General features: G+C 69.6%; 14 protein-coding genes and 1 pseudogene. 7 read left to right on the plus strand and 8 right to left on the minus strand.

The window, feature by feature from the left end:
* Both ACZ7OO_RS35975 and ACZ7OO_RS35980 read right to left on the minus strand, forming a co-directional pair.
* Positions 1–339: IS5 family transposase (locus tag ACZ7OO_RS35975; RefSeq protein ID WP_471511496.1), on the minus strand; the 339-nt coding region annotated here is incomplete at its 3' end.
* A 231-nt stretch (positions 340–570) separates the two neighbouring features.
* On the minus strand, positions 571–1,989 hold the full coding sequence (locus tag ACZ7OO_RS35980; RefSeq protein ID WP_471511497.1) for a hypothetical protein: 1,419 nt from the start codon (positions 1,987–1,989) through the stop codon (positions 571–573).
* A 207-nt stretch (positions 1,990–2,196) separates the two neighbouring features.
* On the opposite strand from ACZ7OO_RS35980, the gene ACZ7OO_RS35985 reads away from it, so the two are divergent.
* The 3 genes from ACZ7OO_RS35985 (at position 2,197) to ACZ7OO_RS35995 (ending at position 8,677) form a co-directional block, all read left to right on the plus strand.
* Entirely contained in the window at positions 2,197–3,843 is a 1,647-nt protein-coding gene (locus ACZ7OO_RS35985; protein WP_471511498.1) for a hypothetical protein, read from the plus strand.
* A gap of 70 nt (positions 3,844–3,913) precedes the next feature.
* Positions 3,914–4,207 (plus strand): WXG100 family type VII secretion target, encoded by a 294-nt coding sequence (locus ACZ7OO_RS35990; RefSeq protein WP_381242187.1) that lies wholly within the window; start codon positions 3,914–3,916, stop codon positions 4,205–4,207.
* Between the two features lie 75 nt (positions 4,208–4,282).
* Positions 4,283–8,677, plus strand: coding sequence for an FtsK/SpoIIIE domain-containing protein (locus ACZ7OO_RS35995; protein WP_471511628.1), 4,395 nt, complete (start codon positions 4,283–4,285; stop codon positions 8,675–8,677).
* A gap of 588 nt (positions 8,678–9,265) precedes the next feature.
* On the opposite strand, the gene ACZ7OO_RS36000 is transcribed toward ACZ7OO_RS35995, so the two are convergent.
* Entirely contained in the window at positions 9,266–9,901 is a 636-nt protein-coding gene (locus ACZ7OO_RS36000) for a hypothetical protein (protein WP_471511499.1), read from the minus strand.
* A 31-nt stretch (positions 9,902–9,932) separates the two neighbouring features.
* On the minus strand, positions 9,933–10,202 hold the full coding sequence (locus ACZ7OO_RS36005; protein WP_471511500.1) for a hypothetical protein: 270 nt from the start codon (positions 10,200–10,202) through the stop codon (positions 9,933–9,935).
* 165 nt (positions 10,203–10,367) lie between these two features.
* On the opposite strand from ACZ7OO_RS36005, the gene ACZ7OO_RS36010 reads away from it, so the two are divergent.
* Positions 10,368–11,051: a hypothetical protein gene (locus ACZ7OO_RS36010; RefSeq protein ID WP_471511502.1), complete on the plus strand. Its 684-nt coding sequence runs from the start codon at positions 10,368–10,370 to the stop codon at positions 11,049–11,051.
* 486 nt (positions 11,052–11,537) lie between these two features.
* A complete protein-coding gene (locus ACZ7OO_RS36015) occupies positions 11,538–13,109 on the plus strand; it encodes an ABC transporter substrate-binding protein (RefSeq protein ID WP_471511630.1) in 1,572 nt (523 codons plus the stop codon).
* A gap of 207 nt (positions 13,110–13,316) precedes the next feature.
* Here the strand turns inward: ACZ7OO_RS36015 and ACZ7OO_RS36020 are convergent.
* Positions 13,317–14,554: pseudogene (locus tag ACZ7OO_RS36020) on the minus strand (IS3 family transposase).
* A gap of 139 nt (positions 14,555–14,693) precedes the next feature.
* Positions 14,694–14,873, minus strand: a complete 180-nt coding sequence (locus ACZ7OO_RS36025; RefSeq protein WP_471511504.1) for a hypothetical protein — start codon at positions 14,871–14,873, stop codon at positions 14,694–14,696.
* A gap of 1,113 nt (positions 14,874–15,986) precedes the next feature.
* Between ACZ7OO_RS36025 and ACZ7OO_RS36030 the strand changes: the two genes are divergently transcribed.
* On the plus strand, positions 15,987–16,526 hold the full coding sequence (locus tag ACZ7OO_RS36030) for a response regulator transcription factor (protein ID WP_471511506.1): 540 nt from the start codon (positions 15,987–15,989) through the stop codon (positions 16,524–16,526).
* A 235-nt stretch (positions 16,527–16,761) separates the two neighbouring features.
* On the opposite strand, the gene ACZ7OO_RS36035 is transcribed toward ACZ7OO_RS36030, so the two are convergent.
* Entirely contained in the window at positions 16,762–17,550 is a 789-nt protein-coding gene (locus ACZ7OO_RS36035; protein ID WP_471511508.1) for an MHYT domain-containing protein, read from the minus strand.
* A gap of 602 nt (positions 17,551–18,152) precedes the next feature.
* Here ACZ7OO_RS36035 and ACZ7OO_RS36040 point away from each other — a divergent pair.
* Positions 18,153–20,555 carry a SpoIIE family protein phosphatase gene (locus tag ACZ7OO_RS36040; protein ID WP_471511510.1) on the plus strand — a complete coding sequence of 801 codons (2,403 nt, stop codon included), beginning with the start codon at positions 18,153–18,155 and terminating at the stop codon, positions 20,553–20,555.
* Positions 20,556–20,612: 57 nt separating this feature from the next.
* Here the strand turns inward: ACZ7OO_RS36040 and ACZ7OO_RS36045 are convergent, their stop codons facing one another.
* Positions 20,613–22,994: an FtsX-like permease family protein gene (locus ACZ7OO_RS36045; protein ID WP_471511512.1), complete on the minus strand. Its 2,382-nt coding sequence runs from the start codon at positions 22,992–22,994 to the stop codon at positions 20,613–20,615.
* Between the last annotated feature and the right edge of the window lie 46 nt (positions 22,995–23,040).

Here is a 23,040-nt window from a genome sequence, read left to right on the forward strand (position 1 = left end):
GCGGGCACCGGCCGCGTGCTGGTGGGCGCGGGCGATGGCCGAGTTAACGGAGACGTCCCAGGTGATCAGTCCATCGGCGTCGGCCTGGGCCTGCAGCTGCTCGAAGACGCGGTGCCAGGTGCCGTCCCGCTGCCAGCGCCGGAACAGGCCGTAGACCGTCTCCCACGGACCGTACCGCTCGGGTACATCCCGCCACGGAGCACCGGCGCGGGTGCGCCAGCGTATGCCGTCTATCAACTGCCGCTTGGTGTGTACCGGTGGCCGTCCAGGCTTCTTGCCGACCGGGAGCAAGGGCTCCAGCTTCGCCCACTGTGCGTTCGTCAGATCGTGCCGTCCCACGAAGTGGATCTTGACACATCAAGATCCACTTCTGAAACACACCCTAGCGTGCCGGGTTCTCGTCCTGTCGCCCGCTCGCGGCGGCAGGTGAAGGAAGGCCCGCTCCCCGGTCGGTGCTCCCACCGGCGGAGCGGGCCTCCGTTCGTTTCGGTCATCGGCGAACCCGTACGACGATGCCGACCAGCTGCCGGAACAACCACAGGGTCCCTCCGGCAGCGACAGGCGTGGCACTCAGGCCGGAACCGTCAACTGCAGGTCCAACACCGGGATGTCCACGTGGCCGTCACCGTCGGTGTACCAGCGCCAGTGAGCGTCCTGAGTCTCGCCACAGACCAGTCCCGTCCAGCCCACGCTGCACAGAGCGGCCAGTTCGGCGGCCTCCTGCGGGCCGGGCGTGCCCGACACCACGACCAGCCCCCTGACCGGTCGTCGTGACGCGGCCACGCGCACCGTGCCGTGCGCCGGGAACGGCCTCGCCACCGAAGACGTGGTGGCCTGCGGCATCTGCGTGAGGTTCGGCGGTACGGCGAGCGGCGGGGCGTCGGCCGCGCCCCGCAGCACGGTCACCGGCGTGTTCGGCCGGGTGCGGGCGATCTCCGCCAGCAGGTTTTGCACGACGTCGCGGGCCACCGCCCTGTCGCCGCTGACACTCAGGACGCCGTCCAGGCGGCTGAGGTCCACGAACACGGGCCGGTCCTCCGCGTCCGTACCCGCCCGGACCAGACAGGCGGTGGTGAGGACCGACCGTGAGGTCACGCCGGCGTCGCCGCCCTGGCCCTGGAGACCGGACGCGGTGGCGGGACGGCGCCAGCGCGTGCCGTCGATGCTCGCCCAGGGGGCGTCAGCGGAATCGGAAGCGGACAGCCACACCGTCACGTCGGCGTCGTCGATGCTGAGCGCGTGCACCGGCCTCTCCGGCTCCCGGTCCGTCGCCGCGAACTCGCCGAGGGCGCCGTAGGCCCGCTGCACCGAGTCGCCGTCCGCGTCGAAGCGGCGGCTCGTCGCGTGCCGCTGCGCCAGCCGGCGGCGCCGACGAGCGGGCGCGCCCAGCGCGCGGAAACCCCGCCCCACAGCGCCGGCCGCGGCACGCACCTTGCGACGGCCCACGATGCCCGCGGTGATCAGGGCGAGCAGGATCGCGCCGAGCAGTGCGGCCGTCGCGGCCAGGGGGATGGTGAGCATCGTGGACTGCGCGTCGCCTGTTGCCGCGGCCGGAGGAGCGGAGGCGCCGTTTCCGCCTCCGGTGTCCCTGGCCAGTTGAACGCCTGGGCCGGACGCGTCCTGCGGCAGGCGCAGGATCCAGCCCGGATGCAGCTGGTCGCCGGGGCTGTTGAGAGCGGCCCCGTCCTGCTGCGTCTGACCGCGGTTGAGTTCGAAGATCTCGCCGGCCCGTGCCGCGTCGCCCAGCGTCGCCGTGGCGATCGACTGCAGGGTGGCGAGCTGCCCGCCCGTCTGCGCGGGGTCCTGGACCACGAACACCTTGATCAGATCGTCGCCGGGCGGAGCCGCCTCGGCAGAGCGGGCGGTGCCGAGCGCGACAAGGCACGCCGCCAGCAGAGCTGTCAGGGCGTACAACAGCGTCCGCGGGATGCGGTGCGCCGCGGCAGTTCTCGGCCGGTGCTCGGGCACTCGGCCCGCGCCGTTGCTCATCGTGTCCACCCATGTCGTCCGGTGTTGCTTGCACCGACTACACGGGGCCGCCGGGCAAAAACGTTCGACGTGGACGCAAAGTTCATTGAACCCTCCATGAGCCCGGTGCCGTGTACCTCGGGATCGCACGTCATACGCACGCACAGGACCGGGGGGATCGCCATGGCACGTCGGCACTCGAGTCCCGAGGACTTTCAGCTCTTGGGCATGGACTCGGACCCGACGCCCGGCGACCCCGAGCTCATCCAGGGAATCGTGCGGCGCTACCGGGACATCGGTGACGCCGCCGAGAGGGCGCTGAACGTCGTCCAGAAGGACGGGGCGATATCCAAGGGCACCGGTGCGGCGATGGACCAGCTCAATAAGCAGATCGGTGACGATCTGCCGGACAAGCTGACCAAGACGAAGACGTCGTACCACGACGCGGCCCAGGCCTACAGCGAGTACATACCGCGGCTGCAGGAGGCGCAGAGCGCCTTCGACCAGGCCGTGGACCGGGCGCGGGCCGCCGCACCGCAGGCGAACCAGCCCTCGAAGCAGCTGAGCGCGACCTCGACCGACGAGGAGCGGACGCAAGCGCGTGCGACCCAGGACGCCATCGACGCGGGTCAGGCCGAGTTGGGTGCGGCCAGGAGTCTGGCCGAGCAGGCGAGGACGCTGCGGGAGAGTGCGCAACGGCGGTGCGCCGAGGTGCTGGACCGGGCGGCGGAGGAGGCGATCCCGGAGCGGAACGTCTTCCAGAAGATCGCCGACTTCTTCAAGGACTTCCCGTTCGTGCAGATCCTGCTGGCCGCGCTGACCGCGGTGGTGGCGGTGTTCTTCCCGGTGGTCGGCGCCCTGCTGGGCGGATTGTTGTTCGTCTTCAACCAAGTCGTGGCCAGCCAAACGGGCGGGATCAAGGCCGGCGACTTCATCACCGGCCTGCTGGGCATCATCCCCGGCGGCTCGCTGCTCAAGTTCGGCGGCCGGGCCGTCGAGGCGATCAGTCCCGCTCTCGCGGCCGCGGTGAAGAATTCCGGCCTGATCAAGCAGGCCACGGGCAACATCGCGAAGATCGGCGAGTCTCTCACCAACGCCAAGGTCGTCGGAGGCTTCCTCAGCCATCCCGTGGGCAAGGCCGCCACGGACGTCGTCGGCAGTTTCCTCAGCAACTCCGCCCAGGAAGTAGCCTCCAAGATCGCCAACCACGACAAGATCACGGCCGCAGGCGTGTTCGCCGGCGCCGCGGCCGGCGCCCTGGCCGGGGCGGCGTTCAAGGGCGGGGTCGGCGCCATCGGCAAGGCGCGGGGCAACGCGCCGGTGGAGGAAGGCCAGGGCGGACGGTTCGGGGACATCACCGAGCCGGCGATCGGCGATTCCCTCGGCAAGAAGGCATCGGACCAGCTGGGAAGCTTCGTCGAAGAAGGCGCGACGCTCGGGACGAAGATCGGAGTCGGCGTCGCCCAAGGCGACGACCCCCGCGACGTCGCCGCCGGCGAGATCGCCAACTCGGCACCGAAGCTCGGCGTCGGCGCGGTCGGCAAAGCCGGCCTCGGTCACGCCGTCGACAGCCTCACCGACAAGATCCCCTTCAAGGGCCGCCTCCGCCCCGACGCCGCGCCCCCGGCGGACGTGTCGCCACCGCCGTCCCCGGTGGCCGCGCGGCCACCGACACCCGTCGACCCGCGTCCGGCGCCCCCGGTCGACTCGGGCCTGCCGGCTCCGGCTCCGGCACCTGCGCCGGCTCCGGCGTCGGCACCGGCACCCGCGACAGGGCCGGCAACAGCCCCGGCTCCGGCCCCGGCGTCGGCACCGGTACCGGCGACAGGGCCGCCGCCGGCACCTGCACCAGCGACCGACGGCACAGGCGGCTAGAGCCCTCGTACACCCAGTTCTCCATCCCTGAACGGATGGACGGCATCAACCACCAGCAAGGAGTACTTCCGTGCCCAACTACAGCGTCAACTCCGACACCACGTCGTCGACCTCGCAGGCCCTGCTCAACGACTTCTCCCAGCTTCAGGACAAGCTCAACGAGGTCCGCGGCAAGATCTCCACCCTGCTCGCCGACGGCTACAGCACGCCTGCCGCACAGCAGAAGTTCTCGCCGTTCTTCGACGAGTTCGCCAAGGGCTTCGAGCAGGTCAACCAGGGGCTGCAGGGCATCGGTCAGTACGTGAAGACCGTCGGCGAGGCCTTCGACCAGACCGACAACCAGCTCGGCTCCGCCCTGTCCTGACCCACCGGCCCGGCTCGCCGAACGGCGATCGGTGCCGTACCCACCGCTACTTGAGAAGGACGATGAGCAGTGCGATTGACCGTCAGCGTTCGTGATCCGCGTGCCGAGGGGGTGTCCACCACGGTCGCCGTACAGACCGAACCGACCGCCACCGCGGACAGGTTCGCGGCCGAGTTGGCACGCGCCGTCGGGTACGCGGGGGACGACGGCACCGCGGCGCCGGAGCCGGCCCTGTACGTCGGCTCGAAGCTCGTCGACCCCCGGAGCACGCTCCAGGCGGCGGGTGTACGAGACGGCATGGACCTGGGGCTCGGCGCTCCCGCGCCAGGGGAGCCCGAGCCCGAGGGCAGCACCGAGATCCGCGTCGTCTCCGGCCCGGGTGCGGGCACCACCTACCGCCTGGTCCCCGGCGACTACGACATCGGCGCCGCCCCCGGCTGCCGCGTCCGCCTGGCCGAAGGCACGCCGGCCCGCGCAGCACAGGTGCGGGTGCACGTCGACGGCAGCGCCGAACTCCGTGCGGCGGAAGCGGCGTTGCTCGACGGTAAGCCCGCGAGCGAGCCGTCCCCGTGGCGCGAGGGAAGCCAGCTCGCGGTCGGGACCATCCTGCTGGAGCTGACGTCGAGGCGTACGGCCCGCGCCCCGCTGGTCGCGGCGGAGGACGGACTCGGCCTGGAGTTCAACCGGCCGCCGCGATTCCTGCCGCCCGCGGCAGGGGCGAAGTTCCGGCTGCCGACCCCGCCCATCAAGCCCGACAAGCGACCCATCCCACTCCTGCCGATCCTGCTGTTGCCTGCCGGCAGCGCCGCGATCGCCATCCTCGTCACCCACCGGTGGTCCTTCGTCTTCATCGCCCTGCTCTCCCCGATCGCCGCCCTGGTCACCCAGTTCGGCGGCCGCAAGCAGGCCATGCTCAAGTACCTGGAGACGAAGGGGGAGTACGACCGGGCGGTGGCCGGGGTGCGCGCGGACATCGACACCGCCGTCCTGGAGGAGCAGCACAACCTCCGTCTGTCCCTGCCCGATCCCGCGGCGCTGCTGCAGATGGCGGTCAGGCCGTCGGAACGGCTGTGGGAACGCCGGTGGCGGGACCCTGACTTCCTGACCGTGCGTGCCGGCACCACCGATCTCCCGTCGTCGGTCAGTGTCGACGACCCTGAGCAGAACGAGCACCGGCGCAACACCGTGCCGTGGCTGAACCAGGTCCCCGTCGCCCTTCCGCTGCGCCGGGTGGGCGTAGCGGGCATCGCCGGGCGCGGCGCGGCCCGCCTGGCGGGATGGCTGACCGCTCAGGCCGCCGCCCTGCACAGTCCCGCGGACCTGCGCATCGTCGTCCTCGCCGGGCCGTCCGGCGAAGGCGACTGGTCCTGGACCCGCTGGCTGCCGCACGCCCAGGCGCAGGGCGAGGACGCCTTCGCCCTGATCGGCAGCACCGCGGAGTCGCTGGCCCGCCGTATCGGTGAACTCGGTCAGATCGTCGCCACCCGCGGCGCCGCCGGGCCGGAGATCACGCGGGGCGGCTCCAACGGTTACCCCGACATCCTCGTCGTCCTGGAGGAGGCGCGCCGGGCCCGCTCGCTGCCGGGCGTGATCGCGCTGCTGCGCGACGGCCCGGCCGTGGGTGTGCACACCATCTGCATCGACCGGGAGGAGCGGCTGCTGCCCGAGGAGTGCGGTGCAGTCGTCGTCACCGACGCCGACGCCACCACGGCCAAGGTCCGCACCGGCTCCGCCGCCGCCCTGGAGAACGTGCGCAGCGACTTCCCGGAGGCGGACTGGTACGAGCACTTCGCGCGTGCGCTTGCCCCGTTGCGGGGCGTGGGCGACAACGACGAGAGCGCGCTGCCCGGCTCCGTACGCCTACTGGACCTGCTGCACATCGAACCACCCACCGCGCAGGCGGTTGCGGCGGGCTGGTCCTTGGGCGGCCGCTCGACGCGGGCCGTGCTCGGCGTCGGCTACGACGGTGAGTTCGCCGTCGACCTGGTACGCGACGGTCCGCACGCGCTGATCGCCGGAACCACCGGGTCGGGCAAGTCCGAGCTGCTGCAGACCCTCGTCGCCACGCTCGCGGTGGTCAACCGGCCCGACGAGATGACGTTCGTGCTCGTCGACTACAAGGGCGGCAGCGCCTTCGCCGAGTGCGCCGATCTGCCGCACACCGTCGGCCTGGTCACCGACCTTGACACCCGCCTCGTGGAGCGGGCGCTGGTCTCCCTCGGTGCCGAACTTCGCCGTCGCGAGACACAGTTGGCCCAGGCGGGCGCCAAGGACATCGAGGACTACCTCGACAAGCGCCGGCGCGGCGGCAACGTCCTTGCCCCGCTGCCTCGACTGCTGCTCGTCATCGACGAGTTCGCCTCGATGGTGCGCGAACTGCCGGACTTCATCTCCGGGTTGGTCAACATCGCCCAACGTGGCCGGTCCCTCGGCATCCATCTGGTGCTGGCCACTCAGCGGCCGGGCGGGGCGGTCACCCCGGACATCCGGGCCAACACCAACCTGCGGATCGCCCTGCGTACCACCGACACCAGCGAGAGCCGCGACATCATCGACGCTCCCGACTCCGGTGAAATCTCCCCGGCGAACCCGGGCCGTGCCTACGCCCGGCTGGGTCCGTCGGCGCTGCTGCCCTTCCAGTCCGGACGCGTCGGCGGCCGGCGTCCCGGTGGTCTGCCCGCCACCGGGACGCCGGTGGCCGTGGACGCCGTACCCGTGCCGTGGCAGGACCTCGGCGGTCCGCTGCCGAGGACGCGCTCGCGCGGCGGTTCCGCGGCTGCCCAGATCGAGGCGGTCACCGACCTCGCGGTGCTCGCGGGCGCGGTCGCCGAGGCGGCCACCCTCACCGGTGTGCCACGTCAGCCCAGCCCGTGGCTGCCGGCGCTGCCCAGCGTGCTGCCGTGGACGATGCCGCCCGCGCCCAAGCCCGCCGCCGAACGCGAGGCGGCCCTGGCCCCCGTCGCGTACGGCATGGTCGACCTGCCCGCCCAGCAGAGCCGCGCACCGCTCACGTTCGACCTCGACCGGGCGGGCCATCTGCACATCATCGGCTCGCCCCGCAGCGGCCGCTCCCAGACCCTGCGCACCTTGGCCGCGGCGCTCGGCCAGGCCCACGGAGCGGACGACGTGCATCTGTACGGCGTCGACTGCGGCAACGGCGCCCTCAACGTGCTGACCTCGCTGCCGCACTGCGGCGCGGTCGTCGACCGCGGCCAGATCGAGCGCCTGGGCCGCCTCCTGGACCGCCTTGGCGCGGAACTCACCGTCCGCCAGAGCATCCTCGGCGCCCGCGGCACGGCGGACCTGACCGAACTGCGTCGCGGCCAGCCCGAGCACGAGCGGCTTCCCCACATCGTGCTGATGGTCGACCGTTTCGAGGTCTTCGAGCGCGAGTTCACCTCGTATGACAACGGCAGCTACCTGGAGCGCCTGCTGCGGCTGCTGCGTGACGGTGCGGGCGTGGGCATCCACGTCGTCCTGGCGGGGGATCGAGTGCTCGGCAGCAGCCGCTTTTCCGGCACCACCGAGGACAAGATCGTCCTCAGGCTCAACGACCGGCAGGACTACTCCAGCGTCGGCATTCCCTCCAAGTCCGCGCCGACGGACCCGGAGCCCGGCCGTGGCATCCGCACCCAGGATCTGAGCGAGGCGCAGATCGCCGTGCTCGGCGAGGACCTATCGGGCTCCGCCCAGGCCGAGATCCTCGCGGCCCTCGGCCGGGAGCTGGCCGAGCGCGAACGCGCGGTGCCGGCCGCCCGCCGTCCGATCAGGCTCGACGTGCTGCCCGACCGGATCTCGTACGCCGACGCCTTCACCCTGCACACGCAGGCCGGACCGATGCGGCCTCTGGTCGCCGTCGGCGGAGACACCCTCACCTCGCTCGGCCCCGACCTCACCGACGTCCCCACCTTCGTGATCGCCGGACCACCGCGCACCGGCCGCAGCACCACACTGCTCGCCGCGTCCGAGTCGCTGCTGGCTGCCGGCACCGGACTCATCGTGCTGGCCCCGCGGCGTTCGCCCCTACGCACCCTCCAGGGACGGCCCGGCGTGGTGGCACTGCTCACCGACGCCGACGTGCCGGTGGGCGATTTCCGGCAGGCGCTGAACAACGTCTCGCAGGAGTACGGCGTCATCGTCGTGGACGACGCCGAACTGTTCATGGGAGCCGAGATCGACCCCGATCTCGCGCTGCTCGCTCGTGGCGGCGCCGGCACCGGTTGGGGTGTGCTCGTGGCGGGCAACGCCGAGTCGCTGTCGCTGAGTCTGGCTGGCTGGATGGGACAGGTAAAGCGCAACCGCAGCGGCATGCTGCTCTCTCCGCAGGGGCTGAGCGACGGGGAGGTCATCGGCGTGAAGCTGACCCGGGGACTGGTCGGCCAGGCCCCGCAGCCGGGTCGCGGACTGATCCACCTCGGCGACGGGACCCTGCGGAGCGTTCAGGTGCCGTACCTGGAGGCGGGCCCCTGAGAGCCGGAGGGGCTTCCTCATGTCCCCCCCGTGAGGGAGCTCCTCCTTGCGTCCCCCCTACCTCCTCGGGGGGACGGGGCTGCGGCCCCTGCTGCGGGGCCGTCGATCGAAGGCGGCGGCCCCGCGGTGGCGTCCGGACGCGGGCTCGGCGGGGCGTAGTACCGCCGCGGTCGGCTTCCCCGTGGAGCTGGGCCCGCAGAGCCTGGGCTGTCCGGTCTGCCTGGGCAGCTGTCACTCGCTCCTGCGCGGGGTCGCTGGAACAGCTCGAAGGTGCCCGGTCCACGATGTTCCGGTCGCATATCCGTCGTGCGCGCAACGATGTGGAGACGCACGTGAGCGAAGCCTTCGGACTCGGCGAACCGGATGACGTAGCTCTTGGCGCAGCCGGTCACACTCCGCAGCGCCTGGGAGAGCGACGGCTGCCGCATTCCCGGGGCAGGTGCCTCGGCGTCACCGGGGATCGTGAACCGCGGTCACGTGGCGCCACGTCAACAGCACCAGCCCGGCGGGGCACCGCGGTGCCGAGTGCGCGCGTCACCCGTGATGGGGTCGCGGTCCCCGTCCGAAGGCCGGCACGACGGGCGACTCTCATGCACCGGAACCCACTGGTACGGGGACTTGGTCCCCGTCGGCGGTGAGGAAGCGGAACGTGCTGGTGATCGCGTCGAAGAGGTCGTACACCTCGTTCTTCAGCGGCAGGTTGGGGCTGGCGAGGGTGACCACGAGGAAGTCCTGCGTGGTGCCGGGCACCGGCATCATCGTGTGCATCGTCAGCAGCTTGACGTCGATGTCCCCGGTCAGCCGGGTCACCTCGGTGCCGGTGACCCGTGCCGCGGTGCCGACGTGGGGCACCTTCGCTGAGGTGATGACACGGTCCTTGGGCACCGCACCGGTGGCCGAGGAGACACCCAGCTGTGCGGACAGGACGGGCAGGGTGAGTTCCTGGCCTGCGGGCGTGGTGACGGCGAAGACCATGCCGTACGCCATGAACAGGCCCTCGGGATACATGGTCGCCGTGCCCGACGCCAGCAGCGCCCCGTAGCGGCGGGCCGCCCGGCTGACCTCCCGGCCCTGCCGGAACATGTCGTTGATCTCGGCCTTCGCCCGAGGATCGTCGGTCGAGGCCAGCGCCTGCGCGCGGACCCGGGCCATCTCCTCGCCGGTCAGATCGATCTGCTGCCACTGGTCGGGGATGTCCAGCAGAAAGCGCTGTGCCGTGCTCATCGTCCGTCCTTCGCTGTGTCCGTCGGGAGTCTCACTTGCCGGTCCCGTTGTCGAGATGCGAGGCCGCATCCCGGTCGGTCTTGTCGAAGGCGTCCAGGATCTGGCCGATGGCGTCCCGGATGCCCTCCACCTGCTTCTGCAGCTGGTGCTTGCCGTCCTCCCACCGGTCCTCGAAGTTCTGGGCGGAACCTCGGGACAGCTCAGGGCCGAACGCCGCGTCGAAGTCGAACGTGTGGTGTCCGATGTCGATGAAGTCGTGCACGAAACCCAGCATGTTCTGGGCCTCCCTGAGTTCGCTCACGGGGACGTTCACATCCGACGCCACTGCGCTCCCGTTCCTTCGTGTGAGGGCTGGTCTATACGAGAAGCACGACGCAGGTGCGGTGGAACGTTCACCGCGGACCACTCTCGCGGCGATCGGGGTACCGCGTTGAACCCTTTCTGGGGCCTGTCTCGTGTTGACGGTATGACCTCGTTCTTCAGCGGCCTGCTGTCCCACAACACCGCAGCACGCCGTGCTTCCGTCGCCACCGTTGTCGCCGTATGTGGGGTGGTGAGCCTGACCGCGTGCGGCAAGGTGATCCAGATCGGTGACAGCTCGGATCCGTCCACTTCCGCCCCGGCTCCGGTCACGTCGTCCGCGGTTCCTTCGACCGCGGCGCCGGCTCAGGGTGGTGCGGGCAATTCGGCGCTCCAGGTGGTCGACTCCACCGCCCAGGACGCCGGCCTCAACGGCACCGGCGGCACGGTGGTCGGCGCGGCGGTCCAGGAGACGCCGCCCAAGTGGGTGCAGCTGTCCGCAGTGACCTCGCCTGACCTGTCCGCACCACACCTGATCAACATCAACCAGGCGGCGCTCTACCGCTTCGACGGCGACAGCGCCGGCTCGGGCGAGTCGAACTGCAATGATGCCTGCGCCACGAAGTGGCCCCCGGTGATCATCAAGGACGGTGGCAACGTCTATCTGGCGGGTGTGAACCCGAAGGAGGTCGCGGCCATCCGCCGGGCGGACGGCAAGATCCAGGTCACGGTGGGCGGCTGGCCCGTCTACCGCTTCTCCGGCGACTCCGGGGCCGGTGACCTGAACGGCCAGGGCGTTGACGGCAAGTGGTTCGCGGTCGGCCCTGCGGGGCAGAAGGCGGTGCGCTGACACCGACGCCCCAGGAGGACTGCGGTTCCCGTCCGTCGCACCGCTGCGGGTTGCGGTGCGGCGGTGAGCCATGTCCGCTCCACGCCGTCCGAGCGAGTCCCCCGCACACCTTGTGTTCCGTCAACGGCCCCTGCGACGCTCGACCATGCGTTCGGTAGGCACGATCGGCGCCTGCCGTACATCATTACGGCGGCGGATTCCTAGCCCCGGAAAAATTCCAACGCATCGCTCTCCAGGCGCCGTTGAAACGCAGGCCTATCATGACGGTGTCGTCGCCGTAACCGTTCGGTCCGGAGGCTGCCTGTGCGTCACCATTTGCTGCCCAAACGATCCTGATCAGCCTTGTGGCTTCATTTTTCCGCACCCGCAGCTGATATAAAGCCGGTGCTATCTGTGGCTGCGTCAAAGCCACCGGGCCTCGTATTCGGCTTCATGCCGCTCCCCGGCAAGCAGCAAATGGAACATGAACAGAAGAAGGCATCTCAAGTGAGGAAGCGCAGCAGGTGGATGGTCTTGTCTGCCCTTATGGGACTGACATCCTCCATGTTGACCGGTTGTGGCTCAGGGATTGGTTCTGCTGACGGATCCCGCATGGTCGCCGGTATGTCAGACGACATTCTGGCGACCGACCCGGCCGCGGGTTACGACCCAGGTTCCTGGGTGCTTTTCAACAACGTATTCCAATCGCTGCTCAGCTTCCCCGACGGGGGAACGGAGCCGGAGCCAGATGCGGCCGATGAGTGTTCCTTCACGGACAGCCGCAGCCAGGTCTATCGCTGCACGCTCAAGGACGGCCTACATTTCAGTAACGGTGATTCGCTCACCGCGCAGGACGTGAAATTCTCGTTCGACCGCCTCCGTAGGATCGACGATCCGGCGGGTCCGGCTGTGATGTTCCAGTCGCTCCAGAGGGTGGAGGTGCCGGACGACAAGACCGTGGTGTTCCGGCTCAACACGCCCGACGCCACTTTCCCCAGCAAGATTGCTTCAGGCGCCGGATCCATCGTCGACCGGCACGAGTACCCGTCGGACGCGCTGCGGCAGGACCACTCGGTGAGCGGTTCGGGTCCATACACCCTGGACTCGTTCGACAAGGACCAGGCGACTTTCTCGGTCAACGACGAGTACAAGGGAACCGCGAGCCTGAAGAACTCCGGCATCACCCTGAAGTTCTTCCACGGCAAGCGCACCGCCCTGAAGGACGCTTTGGTCGACGGCGATGTCGACATCGCCTACCGCGGCCTCAGCGCGCAGGACATCGCCGATCTCTCGCGGGCCAAACGGAATGACATCGACGTCGTCGAGGGCGACAGCGCCGAGCTCCAGGACCTCGTCTTCAACATGGACGACCCCGTGGTGGGCCAACTCGGCGTCCGTCAGGCGATGGCCTACCTGATCGACCGGAACGCACTGGTCGACCGCGTGTACAAGGGCATGGCCATTCCGCTGTACTCGATCATCCCGGCCGGCATCGCCGGCCACAACACCGCCTTCTTCGACCTGTACGGGGATGCCCCCTCCCGTTCGAAGGCGGCCGCCGCGCTGCGGGCTGACGGCATCACCGAAAAGGTGAAGCTGACGCTCTGGTCGACTCCGACCCGTTACGGTCCGGCGACGGACGACGAGCTCAAGATGATCGCGGCCCAGCTGAATGCCAGTGGCCTCTTCGACGCCCAGATGAAGTCCGTTTCGTTCGGTCAGTACGAGAAGGACATCGCTGCCGGGAAGTACGGCGTCTACGTCAAGGGATGGCTTCCGGACTATCCGGACCCCGACAACTTCACGACGCCGTTCTTCGGAACGGGCAACGTGCTGGACAACCACTTCGAGAACCCGACCATTACTCAGAAACTCATTCCGCGTACGGCGTCCGAGGCCCGTCGCTCCGCCACGTCAGCCGATTTCAAGGAGATCCAGGACATCGTGGCCGCCCGAGTGCCGATGCTGCCGCTGTGGCAGGCGAAGCAGTACGCGGTCATCCGCAGCGACGTCAGCGGCTATGTGTACTGTCTGGACGCTTCGACGGTCTTCAGGTTCTGGGAGCTCTTCAAAACCTGATCGGACACGGGCGGACGTGATATGGACGGCGAGCCGGCGGACGGCACCTTGGTGCCGACGGTGACGCGAGCCGGTGAGCGTGTGCACCTGGTGCGTTCGGAGAGCAGCCCGCCGGGTCGGCTCAGGCGTCTCGGCGCCCGGCTCGGGCTCGGGCCCGCCTGTGGGCACGACGGTGACTGTCAAGCCCTGGGTTTCGTGGAGAGTCGGTTAGCTGGTTTTCTGCAGTGATGCTGGGGGTTCGGCCGTCAGGTGGTGGGCGGCTTCGTGTTCGGTGGGGGTGACGTGCCCGAGCTCGCCGTGGAGGCGTCGCCGGTTGAACCAGTCGATGTACTCGGCGACGGAGATCTCGACATCGTTGATGCCGGTCCAGGGGCCCTTGTTGCGGATCAGCTCGGTCTTGAAGAGGCTGTTGAACGCTTCGGCCAGGGCGTTGTCGTAGGAGTCGCCCTTGGAACCGACGGAGGCGACGGCCTCGGCCTCGTCGAGTCGTTCGGTGTAACGGATGGCTCGGTATTGGACGCCCCTGTCGGAGTGGTGGATCAGGCCGGTCAGGTCGGCGCCGACGCGGCGGCGTCTCCAGACGGCCATGTCCAGGGCATCCAGGGCGAGGTCGGTGTAGAGGCTGGTGGCGACCTGCCAGCCGACGACCATGCGGGAGAAGACGTCGATGACGAACGCGGCATACACCCAGCCGGAGAAGGTACGGATGTAGGTGATGTCGGCCACCCACAGCTGGTTCGGGGCGGTGGCGGTGAACTGCCGCTCGACCAGGTCGTGTGGCTGGTCGGTCTCGGGGGCGGGGCGGGTGGTGCGTGGGCTCTTGGCGCGGATCACCCCGCGCAGGCCGGCCACGCGCATGAGGCGTTCGACCGTGCACCGGGCGACCGTAAACCCTTCCCGCAGGAGTGCGGCGTGGATCTTCCTGGCGCCGTAGACGCCGTAGTTGTCCGTGTGTATCCGGTGGATCTCCTCAGTGAGTTCCTCGTCGCGCCGGCTGCGGGCCGACGGCGGCCGGGAGCCGGCGGCGTAGTAGGTGCTCGGCGCGATCTCGGCGTCGGTCCCGTCGAGGGCGTCGCAGATCGGCTGGACGCCGAACGTCTCCTTGTACTGGTCGATGTAGGCGACCTTCATCGCAGTGGACGGTCCAGCTCCGCGGCGAAGAAAGCCGATGCGGACTTCAATATCGCGTCGGCCCGCCGCAGTTCCTTCACCTCCCGCTCCAGCTCGGCGATGCGAGCGGCGTCCTGGCTGGTGGTGCCGGGACGGGAGCCATCGTCGGTCTCGGCCTGCTTGACCCAGGTCCGTAGGGCTTCGGGATGGACGTCGAGCTGGTCGGCGATGCGGCGGATCGCGCCGGTCCGGCCGACGGCGTCCTTGCGGGCCTCCACCGCCAGACGCGTCGCGCGCTCGCGTAGCTCGTCGGAGTACTTACGGGGAGCAGCCATGATCGGCATCCTTCCGGGTCTTCGATGTCTCCATCAAACCCGGGGCGATTCAGACACCGGCTCGGGCTGTGTCTTGTAGATGACACGCGGCCGTTGCGCACGTGGCACGCACGTCAAGGTGTCTGTCCGCGGCGTCGGGTCAGTGCCCGGACCTGCCTGCCGGGGAGCGTGCTTCGCAGGTGGCCCGCGCGGCACGCCAGACAGCCTCGAAGGCCTGGGCGGTGAGGGGCTGCGAGGCACCTGCGTCCGCCGGCTCGGCGAGGACCTCCGCGAGGGTGCCGAACGTCGCCTCGTACACGTCGAGAGCCCTTCCCGTCACGCGGTCCGCCATTCCGCCGAGGAGGCGGCCGTCACGGGCGTCTCCAGGGGTCCACGGAGTTCGAAGGGGCGCTCGAGTCCGGCTCCGGTGTCGGTCTCGAAATACAGCCATGCGTCAGCCGCAGGCCGGTGCCTTCGGAACCAGTGCGTCATGGAGGCATTGTTACTTGAAGAAACGTGCCTGCTGTTGCGCCGCCCGGAATGGACAGCGGGCGACCATTGATCATTTGCCGGTCGACCCAGGTCGTACGCTGTCGGGATCTGCCCATACGTACTTTCGGGTAACCGCGGCGTTTGGTCGATCGCGCAACGAAGACGCCTCAAAGGGCAACTCTCATTATGGAGAGTCGCCTTGTGCGTGGCAGCGGCCAAAAGCGGCTGTATGGTCCCTCGGAACGAGCAAGGATTGTCGCGTGGAACGACGGTGGGCATGTACGGGAATGCGTCTGATGCGGTAGTGCAACTGCGCGCCGACGCACAAGGGTTCACACACGGATATCGCGTCGCGACAGATGCCGATGGGACCTCGGGGGGCATCGGATTCTGGTGGGCGCACCGCACTGCGGGTCGTGGAAACAGACCAGTGGCTCCCTACGTGCCGTGGTAGATCCTTCGGCCACTTCCGGCGGAGACATCCGTGCTCGCCACTGTGGCGGTGCGAGCGTGCCTGCGGGTGCGCGATCCCTTCTGCGGTCCGAGGGCGGCAAGGGCGCCTCCCCGCGCATCGTTTCCCTGGCCGTCGGAGCACTCTCGGCTGCCATGGGGGCCACCACCCGAAACTGACATGACGGAGCCGATCCCACAAGGCGGCGGAACGGACACCCTGAGCGAACAGCCGCAACGGCATCCGGCGCGGAAGCCGTTGCACGACCACTGACATGTGCGCCCAACACCGGCCCTCGGACTCCATCCGGCCGGCGGTTCCACGGTGAGGCACTTCTCCCGGAACCACCCCCCACATCATCGCGATCGTGCGTCGAGACCACGTCGCGCCGATCCTGGAGGACCTGCGTTGACTCACAAGACTCCTGCCCCGATATCGATCGTCATCCGGGCCGCCGATCCGGTGTCCTTGCAGGGGGCCGAAGTACTCCTGCGTAGGTCGGACGGGACGGTGCTGCTGCCCGCCGAACAGGTGGGGGGCGCCGATGTCGTCCTGATTCTGGCGAACGAGGTGACGGAGGAGACCATGTCCTGGATGGAGGAGGCGTCGACCCTCTCGTCCAATCCGGAGATGCGTATCGTGCTGGTCGCCGACCGGATCAGCAGACCGCGGCTGGCCCGGGCGGTGCGGCACGGCCTTGTCAGTGTGCTGCCCCGGGCGCAGACGGGCTTCCCGGAGATCGTGCAGGCCGTGCTCAGCAGCCGGGCGGGCAGTGCCCAGATGCCGGGGGAACTGCTGAGATCGCTGGTCGAGGAACTGCGCACGCTGCTGCGCGATCCGACGGGGTCGATTCTTCCCGGCGGGTTCGAGGGTCGTGAAGTCGAAGTTCTGCGGCTGCTTGCGGAGGGCCTGGACACCACGGAGATCGCCGCCAAGCTCAACTATTCCGAACGCACTATCAAGAACATCATCTTCGCGGTGACCCGGCGTCTGAATCTGCGGAACCGGACCCATGCGGTGGCTTACGCGATGCGCATAGGTGCCTTGTGATGTGCCGTTCCGCGGTGGCTGGTCTCGTCGGCAATTGCCGCTCCCGCGGGTTCCTTTTGTCTCCTCGTCGTCGGTGACGAGGAGGAAACCTTTCTCCTCATCGTGGGGGGCGGTCGAAGCGCACGCCGATGTGGCTGTCGTGATCGACGGCTTTGCTCCGTGCGTGACCGGTGCACAACGACCCAGCCGGCGGCTGAGACATGACCGCTCTCCACCGCCGGCCGCGGCCCTCGTGTCACCCGGCGACGTTCACCACCGGACCTGCCTCGATGGCCGGTGGCTCGTCACTGGCGGGTGCAACGACTGGCAGGGCGGGAGCAGGCTCGACAGCGCGGGTGGTGTCCGGCGGCAGATACCACGTCATCTCCCGCGTGACGAGCTGAGCTGGGGCGTCGTGCACGTCCCGGGCCGGCGTGATGTAGAGGTTGAACGCCACTGTGAGGACCACCAGAGCCAGTGCGGCGGCCAGCGGGACGATGAGGGCGGGTCCGCTCAGACCTCCGCCCTGACCGGCTGCCGCACCGGGGGTCACGGTCACCGCCGCGAGGTCGGTGTACTGGGCGGAGCAGAGTACGGCCCCGGTCAGTAGGGAGGCGCCCGCGGCTGATGCCCTGTGGCTGGCGGTCACCGTCAGCCACAGCGTGGCTGTCGTACCGACCGCGGCCAGAAGAGCGGAAGCCAGTGCGGCACCGACAGACGAGTGGACCTCGGCGTGAGCGTCCAGGTCGGCCATGCCCAGCGCGTGGGCGCCGACGAGGCCACCCGCCATGACGGCACCGGCGGTGAATAGTTCCTGCAGAGTGCGCCGTACGTTCGCCAGGCGCAGGCCGAGGGCCGTCGAGCCGACGCAGATCAGGCCTGAGACCACCGTCAGCGGTCCGTCGTGGCCGATCGGCGTGCCCGCGGCATCGAAACCGAGCCAGGTGATCAGGTGCATCCCCCAGAGGCCGGCGCCGAGCGCGACAGAGCCACAGGCCAGCCACATCCATTCCGGCTTCGTCCGGCGCGCCCGGAAGCGGGCCATGCAGGCCCATCCTTGAAATGAGCCCACGCACACGGTCACGTACGCGAGAACGGGAAAAATGGCGTCTGAATAGAGGTGTTGGTGGCCCACGGCCAGACTCCCACTCCGAACGAACAATGCATCAGATCGATGACGCATGACCATCCCCTCGCGCTATGGCGCAGAGGGGTCCACAGGCCCGGGTGGTCGTTGTCTGTATCGGCCAGGCCGCAGATTCGATCCGGAGCTTTCGCAATCTGCCCAGGCCACACCTATTCTGACCGGAAGGACCCTGCTCGGAGAATGGCGACAGGGTCAACAACGCTGCCCTTTGGGGAAATTCGGGAAGCTTGTCTCGGGAACTTGTTCTGTTGCCCGTGACGGAGCCGGTCGTCCCGGAGTGCGACGGCTGCGGGACGCGCGCACGCCTCAGCCACCTTCTTTGCCGCGCATGCCTCCTGCGGTTCCGGTGTTCGGAGCCGGAGAGCCCCGAGTACGCCGTGCCGGTGGTCCTCCTGTGGCGATCGTGGGCCTGATGGTGCTGAGTGATACGGGAGTATAATATGTGCATAGATGACGGATATTTCGCCCGCTCGACCGGAAAGTGATGGCGGCGTCTCCGAATGACAGAAGTGCCTCCTCCTCAGCCGTCCGTCCCCACCGGTCTTTCGGCTGCGGCTCTCCTGGACGGTGCGGGCAACGTCATCGGCTGGTCAGAGGCGGCGGAGTCGCTGCTCGGCTACCGGGCGAGAGACATCCTGGGCCGCCCCGCCGATGCGCTGCTCACTCCCGGCGGTATCTTGCTCCGCCCCGAGAGCGGGGAATGGAGCGGGATCGCGCAGATCCGCCACAGCTCCGGCCGCGATCTGGAACTGGGTGTCCGCATGTGCGCGATGCCGGACCCCTCCGGTCGCGCGCAATGGCTGATGACCGCCTCCTACCCCGGTGACGTTGCGCTCCACGGTGTGAACCGCTCTCTCCTGGACGGAGTGCTCTCGCACTCGCCCATCGGCATGGCCGTGATGGACACGAGCCTGAGATACGTGTGGGTGAACGAGGCCCTTGTGCGCACCTCCGGCGCGCCGGACCGGATCGGACGCACCCTCACAGCGGTCTTCCCCGCCGAGGAGGCGGCCGTCGGCGAGGCGATGGTGCGGCGGGTACTGGAGACCGGTGAGCCGCTGGTGGACTTCGAGTACCGCGGGCCCATCCTCTCGGATCCGACCGGCGAACACGTGTACTCCGCCTCCTTCTTCCGCCTGGAGGACCAACTGGGCGAAGCCACCGGGCTGTGCTACCTGGTGATCGACGTCACCGAGCGCTGGCGGAGCCGCCAGAGGGAGCTCATGCTGAGCCGGGCCCGCGCCTGCGGCAAACAACTGGATCTCATGCAGACCGCCCAGGAACTGGCGGAGATCTGCGTACCCGACTTCGCGGACCTGGTGACCATCGACCTCCTGGACACCGTGGTCCGGGGGACGGAAACTCCAGCCATCTCCGCAGGGGACCCCCTCTTCCTGCAGCACGCCGGGCACAAGGCCGGCAGCGAAGTCTGCGCGACCCCTCTCGGTGAGACCGGCAGCCCCGTGGTGTACCGGTCTTCTCCCCGCGTCGCGCAAAGCCTCGCCACCGGCGAGGGAATCCTGGAATCCCCTCTGGACACCTTGTCGAGCGCATGGGCGCAAGGCGCCCCTGGACGCACGAAGATGATCGACGACCACGGCTTCCACTCCTCGATCACGGTCCCGCTCTGCTCGGGCGGTACGAGGCTGGGCCTCGCCACGTTCATGAGGGCCGCGAACGGCGAACCCTTCAGTGGCGAGGACCTCAAGTTCGCCGAAAAGTTCGCCTTCCACGGGAGTTCCTCACTGGCCGCCGCGTACCGCTTCACGCAGGAGCGGCGGATCTCCCTGTCGCTGCAGCGGAGCCTGCTGCCCGGCCGGCTCGGCCCGGACGAGACCGTCGAGGTCGCCTGGCGCTACATCCCCGCCTCCCAGGAAGCAGGTGTCGGCGGGGACTGGGTCGACGTGATCCCGCTGTCCGGGGCGCGGGTCGCCCTGGTCGTCGGCGATGTAGTGGGACACGGCGTCAACGCGGCCGCGGACATGGGCCGGCTGCGCGCCGCCGTCCACACACTCGCCGCCATGGACCTGCCTCCGGACGAACTCCTCGCGCATCTGGATGACTTCGTCACGAGCCTGTGCCAGGAACAGCCGGCCTGCAAGGCCTCCGCCGAAGGCGGCCTGAGTCTCCTGGGCACCCACGGCGCGACCTGCCTGTACGCCGTCTACGACCCCGTCGCCCGGACCTGCACGATCGCCCGTGCGGGCCACCCCGCACCGGTGATCGTGCAGCCGGACGGCACCATCTCCGCGCCCGCTCTTCCGGTGGGTGCTGCGCTGGGAGTGGGCGACACCCCCTTCGAGGCCGCCGAGATCCCCTGCCTCGACGGCAGCCTGCTGGCCTTCTTCACCGACGGTCTCGTCGAGGACCGTGACAAGGACATGGACGAGGGCCTGGCCCGGCTGCAGTCGGTCCTGCGCGACGTGGAGGCCTCGCTGGAGGAGCTGTGCGACGCAGCGGTCGATGCCCTACTCTCCCGCCCCCGCGAGGACGACGTCGCCCTTCTGCTCGTCCGGCCGACATCGTTTCCGCCTTCCGACGTCGCCACCTGGGACATCCCGGACGATCCCGCGGCGGTGCGCCACGCCCGCTCTCTCGCCAATCGCCAGATCGAGGAGTGGAACCTGGGCGAGCTGCAGTTCACCACGGAGCTCATCGTCAGCGAACTCGTCACCAACGCCATCCGCTACGGCACCCCACCGATCCGGCTGCGCATGATCCGGCACAGCGCGCTCATCTGCGAAGTGATCGACGGCAGCAGCACCTCGCCGCGTCTGCGCCATGCCAGGACCACCGACGAGGGCGGACGCGGCCTCTTCCTGGTCGCCCAGGCATCTCAGCGGTGGGGCTACCGGTACACCGGCTCGGGGAAATCGATCTGGTCGGAACAGGATCTTCCCTAGACGGGCGCGGCATCGATTCGCCGGACACCCGCCTCGGCTCGGGCCACCGGGGTCGGCTCAGGCGATCGCGGCCAGTGTGTCCGCCAGCCGCCGCCGCGCCGCGCGCGCCGCAGGCAGCGCCGCGAGAGCGGCCGCGCCCAGCACGGTGGCGGTCCCGAGAAGCACCAGCAGCGCGGGGGGCGGGCTCTGGGCGATGCCCGCCCCGATACCGCTCGACGTGCCCTGCTGGTCGATCAGCCAGAGCGCGAGCGGCACGCCGATGGCAGCCGCGGCGAGGAAAGCGGCCAGCGCCGTGCAGCCCGTGGCCGTCATGGTGACAGCGGTGATCTGGCGCGGGGACAGGCCGATGGCCTTCAGAGCCAGCAGGTCGCGATCGCTCTCGCGGACCGTGCCGCCGATCGCCGTGAGCAGCTCGACCAGTCCGATCAGGGCCAGGACGAGGATGAGGCCGGCCACGACCCCGCGCAGCGGCGAGAGCTCGTCGGCCGGGTTGGTTGCCGCGTGCACGTCCAGCTGGTTGTGCCCGGCGGCGGTCAGACGCTGGGCGACGGTGTGCGGGTTCGCGCCGGGGCGCAGGCGGAGCTGGTAGAGGGTCGGGGTGATGCGGGGGTCGTTCTCGCTGAGGGTGTCGAGCGAGGTGGAGATGACGCGGCCGGCGTTCTCGGGTTCGATGCTGCGGCCCACGATGTGCAGGATCTGCGGCTGGTCGCCGACGGTCATGCGGACCCAGTCGCCGACCTGCACATTCAGCAGGTCGAGGAGGCCCTGCCCGGCCACGGCCTCGTCACTGGCGTGGGGGGTGCGGCCTTCGGCGAGGGTGTAGGGGTAGGGGGACCGGCGGGTGCCGAGGCCGCGCAGGGCGATGGTGGCCGTCTGTCCCGGGACCAGCGCGGCCACTTCGACGCCCGGGTAGACGGCGGCGACCTGCGGATCACGGTGCAGCAGGCTGCGTACGTCCGTGTCGCTGATTCCATGATGGGTGTGGACGGTCAGGGCGGTCGGGACGCCGATTTTCTGCGGCTCGCTGTGGAAGCGATCGAGGGTGGTCCAAGCGCTCATGGCCACGACGATCAGCAGCAGGGGCAGCGCGAGGCGCGCCACGGTGGTCAGGGAACGCCCGGGTCGGGCGACGGCCGCGTGCCAGCCGAGCACCAGGCCGGCCGGCACGCCGGCGTCGATGGCGCGCCGCATCACCGCGGACAGCGGTCCTCTGGACCGGGCAGGGGGGACCAGGAGCCACAGGGCACGGCGTGTGCCGGTCACAAGGTTTCGGCGCAGGGGCGACCGGGCTGCCCGCGGGCGTCCTGCCGGCGTTGCCGGTGCGGGCCGGGAGCCCGGTACCGGCGGCACACGTCCTGCCCGCCACGCCGCCAGTCCCGTCGTCGCCGCGATGAACAGCACGGCTCCTGATGGTATGGCGAACTGCGCCACCGTATGGCCGGGCAGGATGCGCCACATGCGGGCGGCGTCACCCAGGCGCCCCGGGACGTAGCCGCCCAAGGTCTCGGTCACAGCCGTCGCGGTCAGCGCGCCGAACAGGGCGTACGCGATGTGCTGGCAGAGGAATACGCGGACGACCTGGCTGGGCGTGAATCCGATCGCCTTGAGGACGGATATGTCCCGCAGGTGGCCGCGGATGCGGGTGGCGATCGCTCCGTGCACGGCGAATCCCGCGGCGATCAGTGCGCCCAGGCCGAACAGGCCGAGTACCTGGCCGAGGAGCCGGTTGTCGCCCTGTGCCTCGGCGCGTGCCTGCTGCCAGGTGGAGACCTCGCCGATGGCACCGGCGCCCAGGATGGTGACGGCGCGTTGGACGGCGTAGTCGGTGTCCGCGAGGTCGATCAGGCGCAGCCCGATGACCTGGCCAGTGGGGTGCGGTATGGCGGCGGGGAGGGCCCAGACGAGGCCGGGCTCCTCGCCGGGGCGGTAGCGGCCCTCGGGGCTGTCGGCGACCCCGACGATCGTGAGTCTTCCGTCGCTGCCGGGCAGGGTGAGTGTGTCGCCGGGGCCGGCGAGCAGCGCCCGGGCCAGGCTGCTCTCCAGGACCACGCCGTGAGGGGTGCCTGGGTCGAGCCAGTGTCCCGCAGTCAGGAGGGGGCGGCCCACGCGGGGGAGTTCGGGGGTGGCCCGCAGTTCCACGGCCGCGCGGGTGCCGCGGGTGGCGAGGGTCGTCGCGGTGGTGGCGTAGGGGCCGGCGACCGCTTGGACCCCGTCCACGCCGGTGAGCTTGCCGAGGTCGGTGGAGGAGCCGGTGTGGAGCCAGACGTGTGCCCCGCGTGCCTGGGTGAAGGTGCGCTGCCAGGGGTTGGTGGCGTAGCCGAACAGCGCGGTGGCCAGCAGCAGCGACATGACGATGCCGGCGGTGGCGAGCACCAGGAAGAGTGCCTCCCCGCGGTGGGTGCGCAGATCGGAGTGTGCCCAGCGCAACGTGGCGCGCATGAGATCCATCCCTTTCGGGTGTTGTCGTACGTCCGCAGGCGGGCGG

It is taken from the genome of Streptomyces sp. NPDC111744 (assembly GCF_055634995.1).